The organism is Acidovorax sp. LjRoot118 (genome assembly GCF_964253575.1).
GTDB lineage: Bacteria > Pseudomonadota > Gammaproteobacteria > Burkholderiales > Burkholderiaceae_C > Acidovorax.
Map to the genome: position 1 here is coordinate 5,040,128 of NZ_CAXURB020000001.1, position 17,317 is coordinate 5,057,444.

The following is a 17,317-nucleotide window of genomic DNA, read 5'->3' on the forward strand; positions in this document are numbered from 1 at the left end:
GTCAGCCGTAGACCGAGGGGCTTGCCGAGGGTAGCTGCGCGGGATGCAGCGCCCGCCCATAGCGCGCCGCCAGGTCCCGCGTGGCGGCCACCAGCACGCTGGTGTCCACCCCCACGGCCACGAAGACGGCGCCCAGCTCCAGATAGCGGCGCGCCAGCTTTTCATCGGCCATCAGGATGCCGGGGGCCTTGCCGGCGGCCAGCACGCGGCGTATGCCGTCCTCGATGGCCGACTGCACCTCGGGATGGGATGGGTTGCCCACATGGCCCATGCTGGCCGACAGGTCGGCCGGGCCGAAGAACACGCCATCCACGCCCGGTGTGTGCGCAATGGCGTCCAGGTTCTCGATGGCCAGCGTGCTCTCGGCCTGCACCAGCAGGCAGGCCTGGGCATTGGCCTCTTTGAGATAGCCGGGGTAGCGCATCCACTGCGAGGCGCGCGCCAGGCCCGCGCCCATGCCACGGACGCCGCCCTGCCCATCGTCCTGCGGGTAGCGCATGGCACGTACCAGTTGGGCTGCCTGCTCGGGCGTGTCCACCATGGGCACCAGCAGCGTCTGCGCACCGATGTCCAGGTACTGCTTGATCAGCGCCGTGTCGCCCACCGGCACCCGGGCCACCGGGTGCGGGCCAGAGCCCAGCATGGCGCGCGCGCTGGCGATGCCCTGCAGTTGCTGCAGCATGCGCGGCACGTCGTTGGGCGCGTGCTCGCCGTCGAGCAGCAGCCAGTCGAAGCCGGCCCCTGCGACGAGCTCGGCCGCATAGCCGCTGGCCAGGCCGAACCACAGGCCGATCTGCGGCGTGCGCGCGACCAGGGCCTGCTTGAAGGTGTTCACGGGTGTATGCAAGGCAGTCCCCTCAAACGAAGCGGAAGGCGATATTGCCCAGCGGCCCATAGTCCGCATGGAAGGTGTCGCCCGCGGCAGCCGCCACGGGCCGCGTGAACGAGCCGCCCAGCACCACCTCGCCCGCCTCCAGCCCCTCGCCATAGGGTGCAAGCTTGTTGGCCAGCCAGGCCACGCCGGTGGCCGGGTGGTTGAGCACCGCAGCGGCCAGGCCCGACTCCTCGATCACCCCGTTCTTGTAGAGCAGCGCGCCGCACCAGCGCAGGTCCACCGCGTCGGGCCGCACGGGGCGCCCGCCGGTGACGATGCCGGCATTGGCCGCGTTGTCCGAGATGGTGTCGAACACCTTGCGCATCGCGCCGGTGTGGCGATCGTGCTGCTCGATGCGCGCATCGATGATCTCGATGGCGGGCACCACGTACTCGGTGGCGGCCAGCACGTCGAAGATGTTCACTGGCGGACGCCCCGGCTCGCCGCGCAGCGGCTTGTGGAGCACGAAGGCCAGCTCCACCTCCACGCGCGGCAGGATGAAGCGCTGCATGGAGATGTCGCCGCCCTCGGCGAAGAACATGTCGTCCAGCAGGGTGCCGAAGTCGGGCTCGGTGATCTGGCTGGCGACCTGCATGGCGCGCGAGGTCAGGCCGATCTTGTGGCCGCGCACCGTGCGGCCCTCGGCGATCTTCATCGCCACCCAGGCGCGCGAGATGGCATAGCCGTCCTGCACCGTCATACCGGGGTGGCGTTTGGAGAAATGCTCCACCTGCACGCGGGTCTTCTCGGCCTGGTGCAGCTCAAGAGCGAGCTGCTGGATCAATGCATCGTCAAGCATGGGGAGTCCTCAGGATTCTGCAGTGAAGCCAATGGCTTTCACGATGGGACCCCATTTGTCGCCATCGGCCTTCAGCAACGCCGCCAGCTCAGCGGGAGTGGACGAACGCGCCTCCAGCCCCATGGCCGCCAACCCGGCGACCACGTCCTTGTCGGCCAGCGCGGTGCGGATAGCGGCATTGGCCTTGGCCACCACGTCGGCCGGCGCCTTGCCGGGCAGGAAGAAGCCGAACCATTCGTTGTAGGCCATGTCCTTGTAGCCCTGCTCGATCAGCGTGCTGACATTGGGCATGAATTTGTTGCGCGTGGCGCCCGAGGTGGCCAGGACGCGGATCTTGCCGCCTGAGAGGTGCGGCAAGAACTCACCCACCGGGGCCGAGACGGCGGCGATCTGCCCGCCCAGCAGGTCCAGAATGGCCGGCTGCGAGCCGCGAAAGCCCACATGGCGCATGTCGACCTTGCCGGCGCGGCTGATCAGCTCGCCCACGAAGTGCGGCACCGAGCCCGGTGCGGGCGAGCCGAAATTGGCGCCCGTGGGGTTGGCCTTGCACCACTCCAGAAACTCGGGCACGGTCTTCACCGAGGCGGGTACCTGCGGGCCCACGGCAAAACCCATGTCGAACACCACGCCCAGCGAGACGGGCGTCACGTCGGCCACAGGGTCGTAGGGCAGCTTCTTGTAGGTGTGGGGGTAGATGCCCAGCATGGACATGGGCGTGGCCAGCAGTGTGGCGCCGTCCGCCGGAGCGGCCTTGAGTGTGGTGATGGCGATCTGCCCGCCCGCGCCGGTCTTGTTCTCCACCACGGCCGACTTGGCGTAGCCGCCCGTGATCTGGGTGGCCACGCGCCGGGCCAGGGTGTCGACCGTGCCACCGGCAGCAAAGCCGGCGAGGATCTTCACGGTGTCGAGCGCCTGGGCCTGGGCCATGAAGGGCACGGCGCCCGCTGCACTGGCCAGAGCCAGGTGCAGCACGTTGCGGCGGGATGTTGTGGGGGAAAGGTTCTTCATGCTCTGTCTCCGGTGGTTCTTATGGATTACTTCTTCGCAGCCTGGCGGTAATTGGCCTTCAGATGCTCGGGCACGCGCTCGTCGAAGCCGCAGGCCACTCGCCGCACCTCGGGGCTGTCGGTGGGCTGGTGGCCCACGCCCAGTGCCGAGGCGCGCGGCGCATCGATGGCGACCACGGTGCCCGCCAGGCGACCCAGGCCCGTGATCTCGCACTCCACCAGGTCGCCCGGGTCGACTGAGCGCGAATGGCAGGGCGTGCCCATCAGGATCACGTCGCCCGGCACCAGGGTGATGTGGCGCGCGATGTCAGCCACCACGTAGTGCGGGCCCCAGATGGTCTCGTCGCCGATGTGCGCCTCCTGCACCACCAGGCCGTTGCGGTAGGTGCGCAGCGTCTGTGCGAACAGGTTCACGCCGCGCACGATACCGGGGCCGATGGGCAGCAGCGTGTCCGCCCCCTTCACGCGCAGCATGCTGCCCTGGTCAGTGTCGCGGTAGTTCTGCAGGCCCATGTCGAGGGCGGGGCAAAAGCCTTCGATGTAGTCCCAGGCCTCGTCGGGCAGCACGTTGCGGCAAGTCTTGCCGATGACCACGGCGTACTCGCCCTCGTAGTTGAGGTACAGGCTGTCGGCGGGCTTGTGGATTTCGCATCCATGCCCGTTGACGGAGGTCGGTGGCTTGGTGAAGTAGGTGGGCGTCTCGGTCGGCTTGGGCTGGTTGCGCGTCTCGAAGCTGCGCGAGCTGTACGAGATGTGCACGGCGATGACCTTGCTGGGCGCGACCGGCGGCAGGTGCTGCACGCTGGCCGGGTCCACCACGCGGCCATCGTCCAGGCGCAATCGCCCCTGCTGCGCGCCCTCTTCCACCATGGTGCCCCAGCAGGCGCTGCCGCCCACCAGCACGCGGCGGCGCTCCACGCGCGGGCCGCGCATCACGGCGGGCAGTTCGGTGAACGGGAATTCGAAGTTCATGCTGCCACCTCCACCGCTTGCGTTTCGCCATCGAACCACATGTGCACGTTGCCCGTGCCGCGTGCGTTCTCGTAGGCCGACAGGGCCACACCGCGCGCGCGGCAGTCGGCACCGCCCATGGCGCCCAGCATCTGCAGGTAGTGCGCGCCGAAGGCCTCCCAGGGCATCTTGCGGTACTCGTCCTGCCAACGGTCGAGCACCATGTCGTGGCGGCCCTGCTCCATGAGAGCGATGGCGCCCTTGTCGCTCACGATGTTCTCGGGGCGCGAGACATTGCTCTCGTGGAAGATGCGCGGATGGTTCGGCTTCCAGTCGATGGGATTGAACTTGTGGCTCAGCGCGCCCGATGCCAGCAACAGCACGCGCAGATCGCTGCGGCGCACGGCCTCGGCAATCGCCTCGCCCGATTTCAGGAAGTGGCGCCAGTCGCAGTTCTGGCACGAGCTCACGGTGACCACGGGCGTGTCGCTGCGCTCCAGGCGCAGGTGCTTGACCAGGTTGATGGTGGCGTACTGCTTGCCCAGGTCGGGGTGGTTGATGACGCGGTTGTAGCCCTTGTGCTCGCGCGACACGGCCTCGATCTCGAGCGCCAGGTCGGGGTGGCCCCGGTAGTCGTAGGGCACGCCGTGCAGGTACCAGGGCATCTCGTCGGAAATGAACATGCCCTGGTAGCGCGGCGCGCCGTCCACCAGATGGTAGCCGGTGGTGAACCAGTGCGAGTCGAAGATGATGACCACGTCGGGCCGGGCCGCAGCGATCTTCTCGCGCAGGCGTGCATAGCCGGGGATGAGGTCCGAGTCGGCCCCCGCGCCCTGCAGCACGCGAAACTCTTCGCACTGCATCAGGCCGGGGTGGTGCGAGACGATGGCGGCGCCAACGATGCTTCCCATGGGGTGTGTCTCCTGTGTGTAGGTAGTGCTCAACGGTGGCTGAAGCTGGCGCGGAAGGGCTTCTTGGAGATGACGACATCCTTGACGTCGCAGAAGAACTCGAAGCTCCAGTCCCCTCCCTCGCGGCCCACGCCGCTGCGCTTGATGCCGCCGAAGGGCGCTGCCAGGTCGCGGATGCCGAAGCTGTTGACCCAGATGAAGCCGGTGCGCACCTGCTGCGCCACGGCGCTGGCGTGCTCGGTTTCGCCGTAGCAGACACCGCCCAGGCCGTAGTCCGTGCCGTTGGCCAGGGCAATGGCCTCCTCGTCGCCGTCGAAGCTTTGCAGGGTGAGCACCGGGCCGAAGACCTCGTTCTGCACGATCTCGCTGTCCTGGCGCACACCGGCAAGCAGCGTGGGCTGGTAGTACTGCGCGCCGAAGGCATGGTGCGCACCGCCCCAGAGCAGCGTGGCGCCATCGGCCACGGCACGCTGCACGAAGCCGTGCACACGCTCGACCTGGCGCGGGTGGATGATAGGGCCGACCTCGGTGGCCGCCTCGCGCGGGTCGCCCACGGTGAGCTTTTCGACATAGCCGCGCAGCGCGGTCACGAAGGCGTCGTGCACCTTGCGGTGCACCAGGAAGCGTGTGCCCGCCAGGCACACCTGGCCGGCGTTGCGGTACATCAGCGCGCCGGTGGCGGCGGCGTTGTCGATGTCGGCATCTTCCAGCACGATGAAGGCCGACTTGCCCCCCAGCTCCAGGCTGCAGGGCACGAGGTTGGCGCCAGCGGACTGCGCGATCCACTTGGCCGTGGGCACCGAGCCGGTGAACGAGATGCGTGCCAGGCGCGGGTCGCTGACCAGGCGCGCACCGGTGCTGGCACCCGCGCCCTGCACGATGTTGAACACCCCGGGCGGCAGCCCGGCGGCGTGCGCACAGTCGGCCAGCAGGCTGCTGGTCAGCGGCGCCCATTCCGGCGGCTTGACGATGACGCAGTTGCCCGCGGCCAGCGCCGGGCCGAGCTTCCAGGTGGCGAGCATCAGCGGCGCGTTCCACGGCGTGATGATGGCCACCACGCCGGCCGGGTCGTGGCGCACGAGGTGGGAGGCCTGCTCGGTCTCGATGGGCCGGTCCTGCAGGGTCAGCGCATGCTCGGCGAACCACGTGATGTTGAGCATGGCGCGCGGCACCACGCCGTGCTTCATGCGCGAAAGCAGCACGCCGGCGTCGTTGGATTCGAGCGTGCAGAAGGCCTCGGCGCGCTGGCCGATCTCGGCCGCGAAGCGGTCGAGGTAGGGCTTGCGCTCGGCGGCCGTGAGCGCACTCCACGCCGGGAAGGCGCGCGCTGCGGCAGTGACGGCGGCATCCACATGCGCGGGCGAACCCTCGCTGATGCGGCCCAGCAGCGCCTGGTCGATGGGCGAGTGCAGGTCGAAGCGCAGGTCCGACGCCACGCGCTGGCCGTCGATGTAGTGGTGGGGCGATACGGCGATGCCGGCGACGTTCAGCGTGTCGGTGCTCACAGGGCGTTTCTCCAGGGGGATGACAAGGCCATCAGGGGCGATGGGCCACAGGGGTTTCGGGCAGCAGCTTGGCCGGGTTCATCAGGCCGGCGGGGTCCAGCGCAGCCTTGATGCGCTGCATCAGGCGCAGCTCCAGCGGCGCCTTGTAGCGCGCCGATTCATCACGCCGCAGCACGCCCAGGCCGTGCTCGCCGCTGATGGAGCCACCCAGGGCGTGGACGGCGTCGTGCACCAGCCGGTTCAACGGGCCTTCGAGCGCCAGGAAGGCGGCCTTGGCGGCGGCATCCAGCGGGCCGGCGGCGGGCGACGCGTTGTAATGCAGGTTGCCGTCGCCCAGGTGGCCGAAGGTGACCTGGCGCACCTGCGGGAAGGCAGCGCCCACCAGGGCATCGGTGCCGGCGATGAACTCGGGCACGCGCGAGATGGGCAGCGCGATGTCGTGCTTGATGGCCGGGCCCTCGGCGCCCTGCGCCTCGGAGATGTTCTCGCGCAGCGCCCAAAGGGCCTCGAACTGCGCAAGCGTGGTGGACAGGGCCGCGTCCAGCACGAAACCCTGCTCCATCGCTACCTCCAGCAGATCTTCCATGGCCTGCGCCGCGTGGGCCTGGGCACCCGCCTCGGCTCCCGTGACAGAAATCTCCAGCAGCACGTACCAGGGCGATGCCTCGGCCAGCGGGCGCCGGCTGCCCGGCACATGGTGCAGCACCAGCGCCATGCAGGTGTCCGACAGCAGTTCGAACGCGGTGAGCGATGCGCCCTGGCGCTGCTGGGCCAGCGCCAGCAGTTGCAGGGCATCGCCCGGCGAGGGCACGGCCACCAGCGCCACCATCTGGGCCGAAGGCAGCGGGAAGAGCTTGAGCACGGCAGCGGTGATGACGCCCAGCGTGCCCTCGGAGCCGATGTACAGGTCGCGCAGGTCGTAGCCGGTGTTGTCCTTGCGAAGGGTGCGCAGGCCGTTCCAGACTTCGCCTTCGGGCGTCACCACTTCGAGCCCCAGGCACAGCTCGCGCGCATTGCCGTAGCGCAGCACCTGCACGCCGCCGGCGTTGGTGGCCAGGTTGCCGCCGATGGTGCACGAGCCCTCGGCCGCCAGGCTCAGCGGAAACAGGCGCCCGGCTGCGCGCGCAGCGTCCTGTACTTGCTGCAGCGTGGCGCCGGCCTCCACCACCAGGGTGTTGTTCAGCGCATCGACATGGCGCACGCGGTTCAGGCGGGTCAGGGACAGCAGCAGTGGCAGTGGCTGGCCTGCTGCCTCGGGGACCGACCCGCCCGACAGCCCCGTGTTGCCGCCCTGCGGTACCACGGGCACGCCGTGCGCATGGCACCAGGCGAGCAGTTGCGCCACCTCGGCCGTGTCCGCCGGCTGTGCGACGGCCAGGGCCGGGCCGCTCCACTTGCCGCGCCAGTCGGTCAGGAACGGTGCGGTGTCCGCAGGCTCGGTCCACAGGCGGCCGGCATAGGCGGCGCGCAGGGAGGCCAGGGTGCTTGCGGTGGGGGCGGAGAACATCGGGTGTTGCTTGTCTCGTTGCTGGCGCGTTCTGCGCCTTGCCGCGAAGTATCTGCAGCGACCTTGCGGACCACAATCAATGCTTTCTTATGGATTGTGAAGATGGTCTAATGAATGGCCATGGCCATCTCCCTGCCCCACTTCACGCCGCGCCAGCTCGAAGCCTTTGTCACCGTGGCCGAGATGCGCAGCTTCACGGCCACGGCGGACCGGCTGGCGCTCACGCCCTCGGCCGTGAGCCAGCTCGTGGGCGAGCTGGAGGATGCGCTCGGCTTCAAGCTCTTCGAGCGCAGCACGCGCCGCGTGGCCATCACCAGCGCCGGGCGCGAGTTCCTGGGCTCGGCCGAGTCGGTGCTCAAGCACCTGCGCATGGCGCAATCGGCCGCCAGCGACGTGCGCAACCGCGCGGCGGGCATCGTGCGCATTGCGGCGCCCCTGGTCGTGGCCAGCGTGATCCTGCCCCAGGCCATCAAGGCCTACCTGCAGGAGCGCCCCAAGGTGCGCATCCACATCCGCGACGTGCCGGTGGAAAAACTGGTGGATGCGGTCGCCAGCGGCGATGCCGACCTGGCCCTGGGCCCGGACCGGGCCTGCGGCGACGACGTGGCGCGCACGCAGCTGTTTCAGAGCCCGTGGGTGCTGTGGTGCGCCCCCACGCACCCGCTGGCGCGCCAGCGCAGCGTGACCTGGCAGCAGCTGCATGCCCACCCGCTGGTGGCCGCCGGACGCGACCACGAGCGCAGCGTGGCGCAGATGCACACCGGCCTGCCCAGCGAACAGCGCGTGACGCCGGTGGAGATCGTGGACAACATCTCCACCGCGCTGGGCCTGGCCGCCGCCGACGTGGCCGCCACGCTGGCACCCGACTACGTGGGCGCACTGGCCAAGCCGCTCGGGCTGGTGCGCCGGCGCATCCTGGCGCCCGAGGCCATGCGCTACGTGTGCCTGTACAGCCCCACGCAGCGCGCCACGTCCCCGGCGGCCGAGGGCTTTGCGGAGCACCTGGTCAAGGTGCTGCCCCAGCGCCGCTGAAGCGGGGAAGCAGCAGGCAGGCCTCGGCGTTGCTGGCAGAAAAGCAGCGGTCCGCCGCATCGCGCCAGGGCAGCCACTGCCAGGCAACGTGCTCGCGCGGGCTCAGCACCACGGGCGTGCCTGCAGGCACGCACAGACCGAAGACACGTTCACGGTTGAGTACCACGCCTGGCGCATAGCGATGGCGCCACTGGGGCCAGATGTCGTAGACGTTCTCCAGCAGCCAGTCGCTCAGCACGCAGCCGCTGGCCCGCACGTCGATGCCGGTTTCCTCCTGCACCTCGCGCGCGGCGGTCGCTTCCCAGGGTTCGTCCTCGCGGTCCTTGCTGCCGGTGACGGACTGCCAGTGCTCACCCCCGTCCGCACGACGGATGAGCAGGATGTCGAGGGCTGGCGTGTGCACCACGACCAGCACGGACTGCGGCAGCTTGAAAGGCCGCTCCCCGGCCTCCTGGCCACTCATGCCGCAGCCACGAGCGCGTCGACGTCGTGCGCAGGGCCTTCGGCCAGCGCGCCCAGGGCGCACTGCAGCAGCCACTGCGGGGAGATGCGGCACAGCAAGCCGGGGGCCTGTTTGCCGCCGGCGGTGGGGACCGGGATCACGGCATCGATCAACGCAGTGCCCGCAGGCCCGGCGGCCATGCCCACGGGGCGCAGCGCACGCCGGTCCAGGTCGAGCATGGCGCCCAGTGCATCGACGCGCAGGACGAACTCGCGCGTGCCGCCGCCTTCCAGCGGCACACGCACCAGCACCATCTGGCGGTTGGGGTCGGCCGCACGCAGCACGGGCGCATCGCCCGGCCCCGCTGCCACCACGCTGCGCAGATCCACCACGGAGTAGACACGCTCGCCGATCTGCGCGAGCCCCAGGAAAGGAACGCGCGATCCCCCGCCATGGAGCACCGCCACGTCAGGGGCGGCCGTGACGACCTGGGCCGCCTCGACCCCCAGCCAGTGGGAGCCGATCAGGAAGGTCGCCATCTGCACGCGGTGGCCGGCCTCCACCCGTGCAGCGCCCGCATGCGCATCGACCATGGGCGCGGGAGGGGTTGCCAGGCGGCGCTCGCACAGGTGGCGCAGCACCAGGCAGCCCAGGCCATGGTCGTAGCCATCGCTGGTGCGGAACTCGCGGTAGCCCTGGCCGCGCGCCTGGCCCATGCCGTACAGATGGCCGCCGAGCGCAGCCGTGCGTCCGCCCTGTCGGCTGGTGGCGATGGCCTCGGGTGCCTGCAGAACCGCCACATCACCGCTGGCGCGCACCAGGCGGTCCTGCGCATCGACGAAGGCCAGCATGTCTCGCGCGCCCGTGCCCACGGCGCAGTCATCCAGGATGGACTGGAGCTGGTTGGCAGCATCCCAGACGATGGCGATGCCGCCGAGCACCGGTCCACCCGCACTGCGCCCCATCCCGTCGCCGACATCGGCCCGCACGGCTGCGGCATACACGAAGGTGGGACCCTCGGCGTAGAAGCGGCTGGCCTCGTAGCGGCTCACGGTGTAGGCCTGGCTACCCTGCAGGCGCAGGCAGCGCTGCGCCCAGTCCTCCTCCAGCCGGGTGCCCACCTGGTGGGCCTGCCCCGGTTGCGAGACGGCGACGACCCGGCCATCGGTGCCGAACAGCACCAGGCAGGCATACACCGTGTACAGGCTGTTGATCTCCGCCAGCACCGCCGTGGCCTGGCTGCAGCCCTGGGTGCCTGCGGCGAGGGTGCGGGCGAACTGCGGCGTGAGCGCCCACCAGCGGCAGTCGTTGGCCCGCTCGTAGAAGTTGCGGTCCAGGATCTGCATGGCCAGTGCGGCGCGGCCCTGGGCATCGCGCAGCAGGGAGCGCAGCACCACGCTGTAGAGGTCTTGCAGGGCACTGGCAAAGGCCTGCGCGGTCTTGCGCGCGGTGGCACCGATCTCGGACAGCAGGGTCTTGGCAAACAACAGCTCGCGCGGGGCCGCTGCATCCCGGCCACCGCCATCACCCGCATCGCCGATCTGGTTGAGCTCCAGCAGCCCATTCCAGACCGAGCGCTCCAGCGCCGACTGGATGGCGGCCGAGCGCCGCGGAATCTCGCGCAGTTCCTGCGACAGCAGCTGTGCCTGGCCCGACAGCTCGTTGGCCAGCGCACTGCGCTCGTCGTGCGAGGCCTCGTCGAAAGCGATATCCAGCGGCAGCAGCGCCACGCCGCGCCAGCCCGGCCCCTGGTAGCCCTGGAAGCCCTGGGTATCGCGCACGGCCATCAGGTAGCGCCGGCTGGCATGGCGCACCGCATGCACCCCAGCGCTGCCCGCCTGGGGCAATAGCCAGCCGGCAGGCAGCTGCAGCGGGTCGCCCGACACGAGCACGCGCCCCGAAGCATCGACCAGGGCCAGCACCACATCACTGCCTTGCAGGGTGCCCTGTGCATCCTCTTGCTGCACCGAGTCGAAGATGGCCGGCATCTCGTCAGCCAGCTTGAATTCCAGGCACAGCAGGCCCACGATGCGCCCGCCCGAGTGCACACGCCGGGCATAGACCAGGGTTTCGGCACCGGTGCCGCAAAAGCCATGCACGGCGTGGTGCTCGACATAGCCCGCATCGCTTTGCAGCACCGAACGCAGGAAGGCGGCGTCGGCATCCACCTGGTCGAGCCCGCCCACCGGGTTCACGGCACGCAGGCTGGCACAGGGCTGCAGGTCGGTGTCGAAAAGGAAGATGTTGCCGTAGACCGTGTACTTGCTGGCGTACTCGGCCAGGCGCGCCTCGATCAGCGGGCGCAGCGACGGGTCCGGGTCGGCGAGGTACTCGGCCACACCCACGTCGGTGGCAAAGAAGCCGATGTCGGCCGTGCGCTCGAACAGGTTGCGCACCAGCACGTCGATGCACACCTGGGCGCGGGCGGCCAGGTCTTCGGTGCGGTTTTTCAGGGCCTCGCTGACCAGTCCCTGCATCAGGTCGCTGGAGAGGGCCGCGAAGTCCCTGCGCGCCTGGGCCAGGTCACCGCCCGATGAGGCCTTGGACGACAGCAGCGACAGCGAAGAAAGCAGCGAGAGCTGGTCCCAGGCGGTTTCGACCAGGCGAAGCTCCTGGCGCTGGTGCTGGGCGGACGGCATGTAGCGCAGCCACTGTTCGGAGGAATTCGGGGAGGATTGCACGGGAAAAGTCCTTTGCGCGATGGGCCCGGTGACGCTGCATTGTGCGGCGGGGCCTGCTACCCTCCAACTAGCATATTGCATGCCTTTTGCAAATATATTGCCCAGCTTGGCGCAAGGCTGACGGCAAGGACTCCGCAGCATGCGGCGAGACCTTGCTTCGGGGCACGCCAAGACGACCTGTCCGGGGACCGGATAGATCGTCAACAGGCCCCTGGGCCCGAGGTCAGGGCTTTGACTTGGCCGCCACGGGTGGCGGCAGTTCCTTGGCCTGCAGCTGCTGTACCTGGGTCACGAGCTTGTTGTGTGCATCAAGGAAGGCGGCGGCGATGACCTTGCCTTCGTTGGTGTTGCTCCAGCCCGCGCCGCCGGCCCCGCCCATGCGCCCCCAGAGCAGGCCCGCCGCGCCCAGGTCGGTGGTGCGCGCGGCGCCAGTGGCGGCGGCCACCTGCTCGGTGGTCTCGTTGTCGGTGAGCAGGAGCGCGGTCTGCGCCTCCTTGAACTTGACCTGCTCGGCCAGCCCCACCAGGCCTGCGATGTCGCGCAGCACGGGGATCATGGCGATCACACCGGCGATGCTGCGGCCCGCGTCCTGCTCGCTGAAGGTCAGGCTCGGCGTCAGCGTGTACTGCGCCTCGTAGCCCTTGCCCTTGGCCACGGTGGAGTTCTTGCGCAGGATGCCCGCGTCCTTGAGCTCCTGCTCCTGCACCGTGCCGCGCAGGCCGGCCGCCCGGTCGACGATGCGAAAGCAGCCGCTTTGCTGGGCGATCAGGCGGATCAGCGGCACGGGCGATGCCGGCAGCTGGTAACTGCTGGAGACGGTGTAGCCGTTGGGGTTCTCAGCCAGGGCCAGCGTGGCCACGGGCTGGGTGCACTGCGTGAGCTCCTTGGCGGCATCCTTGGCGCCCGCAGGCCCGGCGGAGCCGGACACGACCGAGCCGCCCTGGCCCAGTTCGGTCTTCTTTTCACCGCAGCCGGCCAGCAGCAGGGCCACGAGCAGCAGGGCCAGGGGGGCTTTCACGGAAGAGCGCATGGGGAACCTCGACTCGATTCGAAAGGGGGAAGACACGGTAGGCATGGGCCATGAAAAAAGCGGCACCGGCCAATGGCCGCTACCGCTTCTTGTCAGAGATACCCAGTCATGGGAGTGACGGGGTGGACCCGGCTCAGGCCGCCTTGACGGCGTCCACGTTGCGCAGGCGGATGTGCAGCTCGCGCAGCTGCTTTTCGTCCACGGGCGACGGGGCCTGCGTGAGCAGGCACTGGGCACGCTGGGTCTTGGGGAAGGCGATCACGTCGCGGATCGACTCGGCGCCAGTCATCAGCGTCACGATGCGGTCCAGGCCGAAGGCCAGGCCGCCGTGCGGGGGCGCGCCGTACTGCAGCGCGTCCAGCAGGAAGCCGAACTTCTCCTGGGCTTCCTCGGGGCTGATCTTCAGGGCGTCGAACACCTTCTGCTGCACGTCGGCGCGGTGGATACGGACCGAGCCGCCACCCATTTCCCAGCCGTTGAGCACCATGTCGTAGCCCTTGGAGATGCACTTCTCGGGCGCCGTGACCATCCAGTCCTCGTGGCCATCCTTGGGGCTGGTGAAGGGGTGGTGCACCGAGTTCCAGCGCTGGTTGTCCTCGTCGAACTCGAACATCGGGAAGTCCACCACCCACAGCGGGGCCCAGCGGTCTTCGAACAGGCCGTTCTTCTTGCCGAACTCGCTGTGGCCGACCTTGATGCGCAGGGCGCCAATGGCGTCGTTGACGATCTTTTCCTTGTCGGCACCGAAGAAGATCAGGTCGCCGTCCTGCGCGCCCGTGCGCTTGAGGACTTCTGTGATCGCAGCATCGTGGATGTTCTTGACGATGGGGCTTTGCAGGCCATCACGGCCCTTGGACAGGTCGTTGACCTTGACCCAGGCCAGGCCCTTGGCGCCGTAGATCTTGACGAACTCGGTGTAGGCGTCGATTTCGCCGCGCGACAGGCCCGTGCCTTCCTTGGCACCGCCGGGCACGCGCAGGGCGACCACGCGGCCGCCCTTCATGTTGGCCGCACCGGAGAAGACCTTGAAGTCCACGTCCTTCATGGCGTCGGTCAGGTCGGTGAATTCGAGCTTCACGCGCAGGTCAGGCTTGTCCGAGCCGAAGCGGTAGGCCGCGTCTTGGTAGGTCATGACCGGGAACTCGCCCAGGTCCACGCCCAGCGTGTTCTGGAACACCGTCTTGATCATGCCCTGGAACATGTCGCGGATGTCCTGCTCTTCCATGAACGAGGTTTCGATATCGATCTGGGTGAACTCAGGCTGGCGGTCGGCACGCAGGTCTTCGTCGCGAAAGCACTTGGTGATCTGGTAGTAGCGGTCGAAGCCGGCCACCATCAGCAGTTGCTTGAACAGCTGGGGCGACTGGGGCAGCGCAAAGAAGTGGCCATCGTGCACGCGGCTTGGCACCAGGTAGTCGCGCGCGCCTTCGGGCGTGCTCTTGGTGAGCATGGGGGTCTCGATGTCCACGAAGCCGTTGGCGTCGAGGAACTTGCGCACCTCCATGGTCACCCGGTAGCGCAGCATCAGGTTGTTCTGCATGTAGGGGCGGCGCAGGTCCAGCACGCGGTGCGTGAGGCGCGTGGTTTCGCTGAGGTTTTCCTCGTCGATCTGGAACGGAGGCGTGACCGAGGGGTTGAGCACGTTCAGTTCGTGGCACAGCACTTCGATCTGGCCGGTCTTGAGCTTGTCGTTGGTGGTGCCGCCAGGACGGGCCCGCACGACGCCCTTGACCTGCACGCAGAACTCGTTGCGCACGTCTTCGGCGATCTTGAACATCTCGGCGCGGTCCGGGTCGCACACCACCTGCACATAGCCTTCGCGGTCGCGCAGGTCGATGAAGATCACACCACCGTGGTCACGGCGGCGGTTCACCCAGCCAGACAGGGTGACGGTTTGGCCCAACAGGGCTTCGGTCACAAGACCGCAATAGTGGGAACGCATGGCCATGGCAGAACTTCCGGCGCCCCTCGGGCGCATTGAGAGAGAAAGGGTTACTTGGGAGGCAGCTGGATGGTCGGGTCGACCGGGGCCACCACGCCCATCGAAACAATGTACTTGAGCGCCGAGTCCACGCTCATGTCGAGCTCGACGCAGTCGCTCTTGCGCAGCATCACGAAATAGCCGCCCGTGGGGTTCGGGGTGGTGGGCACGTACACGCTCACGAATTCATCGCGCAGGTAGGCCGCAATCTCGCCATTGGGCGCACCGGTGACGAAGGCCACCGTCCAGACGCCTTCACGCGGCCACTGCACCAGCACCGCCTTGCGGAACGCGTTGCCATTTTCGGCGAACAGGGTGTCGGAGACCTGCTTGACACTGGAGTAGATCGAGCGCACCACCGGGATGCGGTGCACCAGGGCATCGCCCCACTGCACCAGCTTGCGGCCGGCAAAATTGCTGGCCACCGCGCCCACCACCAGCAGGATCACCAGGGTCAGCACCACGCCGAAGCCCGGCACGTGCACACCCAGCACCTTGTCCGGGTGCCAGTTCTCCGGCAGGATCTGCAGGGTCTGGTCCAGCGTGCTGACGATCCAGTGCAGCACCCACGCGGTGATGACACCGGGCACGATGACCAGCAGACCGGTGAACAACCATTTGCGCAAGGAAGGCATCCGCTGAGACTCAGGTTTTGGAGGTAGAGCCCGTGCTGGCGCTAGGAGCGCTGGCAGGAGGGGTGGATTCCTTCTTGGAGGCGGCGTCCGTGCTGGCGGCCGCTGGCGCCGCTGCGGGGGCATCGCCGCCCTTGGCATCGGCAGCGGGTGCCGCCGCAGGCGCGCCGGCTGTGTTTCCACCGCGAAAATCCGTCACGTACCAGCCTGAACCCTTGAGCTGGAAGCCCGCAGCGGTGACCTGCTTGGAGAACGCCTCGGCGCCGCACGCCGGGCACACCGAGAGTGGTGCGTCGGAGAGTTTTTGCAGCACGTCCTTGGCATGGCCACAGGAACTGCATTTGTAGGCGTAGATAGGCATGTCGGGCGTGTCGTTGAAGGCAAAGTGCAAAACCTTCAATTATAGGCGTGCAGGCCGGCGCACCCCACTTCTCCCCGTGCATGCGGGGTCTGCGGGGGCTTTGGCCCGCCTGCGCCGGCTTATTCCACGCCCACCACGCGGTGGTGCCCGGCGTGGCGGTTGGCCAGCAGTTGCGGCAGCAGCGAACCGAGCAGCATGCCCACGACGGCGGCCAGCAGGCCGGCGAGCTGGGCCGGGAACGCTTCACCCCAGGGGGTGTTGAGCAGCAGCAGCCAGACGCCCATGCCCAGCACGATGGCGAAGACGGCGCCCTGCGTGGTGGCGCGCTTCCAGTACAGGCCCGCCACCAGCGGCACGAAAGCCCCCACCAGCGGCACCTGGTAGGCACCCGAGACCAGCTCGTAGATGGACGTGCCCTGCATGCGGATCGCATAGGCCAGCACGCAGCCGCTGAACACCAGGGTGGTGATGCGCATGGTGCGCAGGTGTTCCTTGTCCGTCATCGTGGGGCGGAACTGGCGCCAGATGTTCTCGGTGAAGGTGACGCTGGGCGCCAGCAGGGTGGCCGAGGCGGTGGACTTGAGCGCCGAGAGCAGCGCGCCGAAGAACAGCACCTGCATGATGAAGGGCATCTTGGCCATCACCAGCGTGGGCAGCACCTTCTGCGGGTCTTCCTTGAGCAGCGCCGCCGTCTCGCCGGGCATGATGATCAGCGCGCTGGCCACCAGGAACATGGGCACGAAGGCGAACAGGATGTAGCAGATGCCGCCGATGACCGGGCCGCGCGTGGCGGCTTTGACGTTGTTGGCCGACATCACGCGCTGGAACACGTCCTGCTGCGGAATGGAGCCGAACATCATGGTGAGGCCCGCCGCGATGAAGAACACCACGTCGTGGAACTTGGGCTCGGGCAGGAAGCGAAACAGTTCGCGGTTCGAGGCGAACTCGATCACCTTGTCGGCCCCGCCGGCCATGTTGCCCGCGAACACCGCGATGATGGCCAGCCCGACCACCAGGATGATCATCTGGATGAAGTCCGTGACCGCCACCGACCACATGCCGCCGAACAGCGTGTAGGCCAGGATGGACACCACGCCGATGGTCATGCCCATGGGGATGCTGATAGCGTCACCCGACAGCAGGTTGAACACCAGCCCCAGCGCCGTGACCTGCGCCGAGACCCAGCCCAGGTAACTGAGCATGATGATCAGCGAGCAGACGACTTCCACCAGGCGGCCATAGCGCTCGCGGTAGTAGTCGCTGATGGTGAGCAGCGTCATGCGGTAGAGCTTGCCCGCGAAGAACAGGCCCACCAGGATCAGGCAGAAGCCCGCGCCGAAGGGGTCTTCGACCACGTTCCCGAGCCCCCCCTCGATGAACTTGGCCGGGATGCCCAGCACCGTTTCCGAGCCGAACCACGTGGCGAACGTGGTGGTGATGATCATGTACAGCGGCAGGTGCCGCCCGGCAATGGCGAAATCCGCCGCGTTCTTCACGCGCCGGGCCGCCACGAGGCCGATGGCGATGGTGATCAACAGATAGACAATGACCAGGGTCAACAGCACGGCATGCTCCTCGATGTCGCGAAGGGGTGGGGAAGTGGA

The 17,317-nt window shown here is 68.3% G+C and carries 15 protein-coding genes; 1 reads left to right on the forward strand and 14 read right to left on the reverse strand.

Features of this window, described 5'->3' with window-relative positions; translation table 11 throughout:
- Position 1 precedes the first annotated feature (1 nt).
- The 7 genes from ACSQ9E_RS23710 to ACSQ9E_RS23740 are packed head-to-tail and all read right to left on the reverse strand — an operon-like array spanning position 2 to position 7,554.
- A complete protein-coding gene (locus tag ACSQ9E_RS23710; RefSeq protein ID WP_436219353.1) occupies positions 2–847 on the reverse strand; it encodes an aldolase/citrate lyase family protein in 846 nt (281 codons plus the stop codon).
- A 10-nt stretch (positions 848–857) separates the two neighbouring features.
- Positions 858–1,673 carry a 2-oxo-hept-4-ene-1,7-dioate hydratase gene (gene hpaH, locus ACSQ9E_RS23715; RefSeq protein ID WP_436219354.1) on the reverse strand — a complete coding sequence of 272 codons (816 nt, stop codon included), beginning with the start codon at positions 1,671–1,673 and terminating at the stop codon, positions 858–860.
- A 9-nt stretch (positions 1,674–1,682) separates the two neighbouring features.
- Positions 1,683–2,681, reverse strand: a complete 999-nt coding sequence (locus ACSQ9E_RS23720; protein ID WP_436219355.1) for a Bug family tripartite tricarboxylate transporter substrate binding protein — start codon at positions 2,679–2,681, stop codon at positions 1,683–1,685.
- 26 nt (positions 2,682–2,707) lie between these two features.
- On the reverse strand, positions 2,708–3,652 hold the full coding sequence (locus tag ACSQ9E_RS23725; RefSeq protein WP_436219356.1) for a fumarylacetoacetate hydrolase family protein: 945 nt from the start codon (positions 3,650–3,652) through the stop codon (positions 2,708–2,710).
- Positions 3,649–4,542 carry an extradiol ring-cleavage dioxygenase gene (locus ACSQ9E_RS23730; RefSeq protein ID WP_436219357.1) on the reverse strand — a complete coding sequence of 298 codons (894 nt, stop codon included), beginning with the start codon at positions 4,540–4,542 and terminating at the stop codon, positions 3,649–3,651. The genes ACSQ9E_RS23725 and ACSQ9E_RS23730 overlap by 4 nt, the downstream gene beginning before the upstream one ends.
- 29 nt (positions 4,543–4,571) lie before the next feature.
- Positions 4,572–6,047 (reverse strand): aldehyde dehydrogenase family protein, encoded by a 1,476-nt coding sequence (locus tag ACSQ9E_RS23735; RefSeq protein WP_436219358.1) that lies wholly within the window; start codon positions 6,045–6,047, stop codon positions 4,572–4,574.
- Between the two features lie 31 nt (positions 6,048–6,078).
- A complete protein-coding gene (locus tag ACSQ9E_RS23740) occupies positions 6,079–7,554 on the reverse strand; it encodes an FAD-binding oxidoreductase (protein WP_436219359.1) in 1,476 nt (491 codons plus the stop codon).
- A 126-nt stretch (positions 7,555–7,680) separates the two neighbouring features.
- Here ACSQ9E_RS23740 and ACSQ9E_RS23745 point away from each other — a divergent pair, with 126 nt between their 5' ends.
- The gene (locus ACSQ9E_RS23745) at positions 7,681–8,586 is read left to right on the forward strand and encodes a LysR family transcriptional regulator (RefSeq protein WP_057205221.1); all 906 of its coding nucleotides are present in this window, start codon (positions 7,681–7,683) and stop codon (positions 8,584–8,586) included.
- Here the strand turns inward: ACSQ9E_RS23745 and nudB are convergent.
- The 7 genes from nudB to ACSQ9E_RS23780 form a co-directional block, all read right to left on the reverse strand.
- The gene (nudB, locus tag ACSQ9E_RS23750; RefSeq protein WP_436219360.1) at positions 8,561–9,049 is read right to left on the reverse strand and encodes a dihydroneopterin triphosphate diphosphatase; all 489 of its coding nucleotides are present in this window, start codon (positions 9,047–9,049) and stop codon (positions 8,561–8,563) included. The genes ACSQ9E_RS23745 and nudB overlap by 26 nt on opposite strands.
- Complete coding sequence (locus tag ACSQ9E_RS23755; protein ID WP_436219361.1) at positions 9,046–11,709, reverse strand: chemotaxis protein CheW; 2,664 nt, start codon at positions 11,707–11,709, stop codon at positions 9,046–9,048. Before ACSQ9E_RS23755 ends, nudB begins: the two co-directional genes overlap by 4 nt.
- A gap of 223 nt (positions 11,710–11,932) precedes the next feature.
- On the reverse strand, positions 11,933–12,739 hold the full coding sequence (locus tag ACSQ9E_RS23760; protein WP_436219362.1) for a curli production assembly/transport component CsgG: 807 nt from the start codon (positions 12,737–12,739) through the stop codon (positions 11,933–11,935).
- Positions 12,740–12,872: 133 nt separating this feature from the next.
- The gene (gene aspS / locus ACSQ9E_RS23765) at positions 12,873–14,687 is read right to left on the reverse strand and encodes an aspartate--tRNA ligase (protein WP_436219363.1); all 1,815 of its coding nucleotides are present in this window, start codon (positions 14,685–14,687) and stop codon (positions 12,873–12,875) included.
- Positions 14,688–14,731: 44 nt separating this feature from the next.
- Complete coding sequence (locus ACSQ9E_RS23770; protein ID WP_057204902.1) at positions 14,732–15,355, reverse strand: DUF502 domain-containing protein; 624 nt, start codon at positions 15,353–15,355, stop codon at positions 14,732–14,734.
- A gap of 10 nt (positions 15,356–15,365) precedes the next feature.
- Entirely contained in the window at positions 15,366–15,713 is a 348-nt protein-coding gene (locus ACSQ9E_RS23775; RefSeq protein ID WP_057265287.1) for an FmdB family zinc ribbon protein, read from the reverse strand.
- 119 nt (positions 15,714–15,832) lie between these two features.
- Positions 15,833–17,278, reverse strand: a complete 1,446-nt coding sequence (locus tag ACSQ9E_RS23780) for a sodium:solute symporter family protein (protein WP_428002385.1) — start codon at positions 17,276–17,278, stop codon at positions 15,833–15,835.
- Between the last annotated feature and the right edge of the window lie 39 nt (positions 17,279–17,317).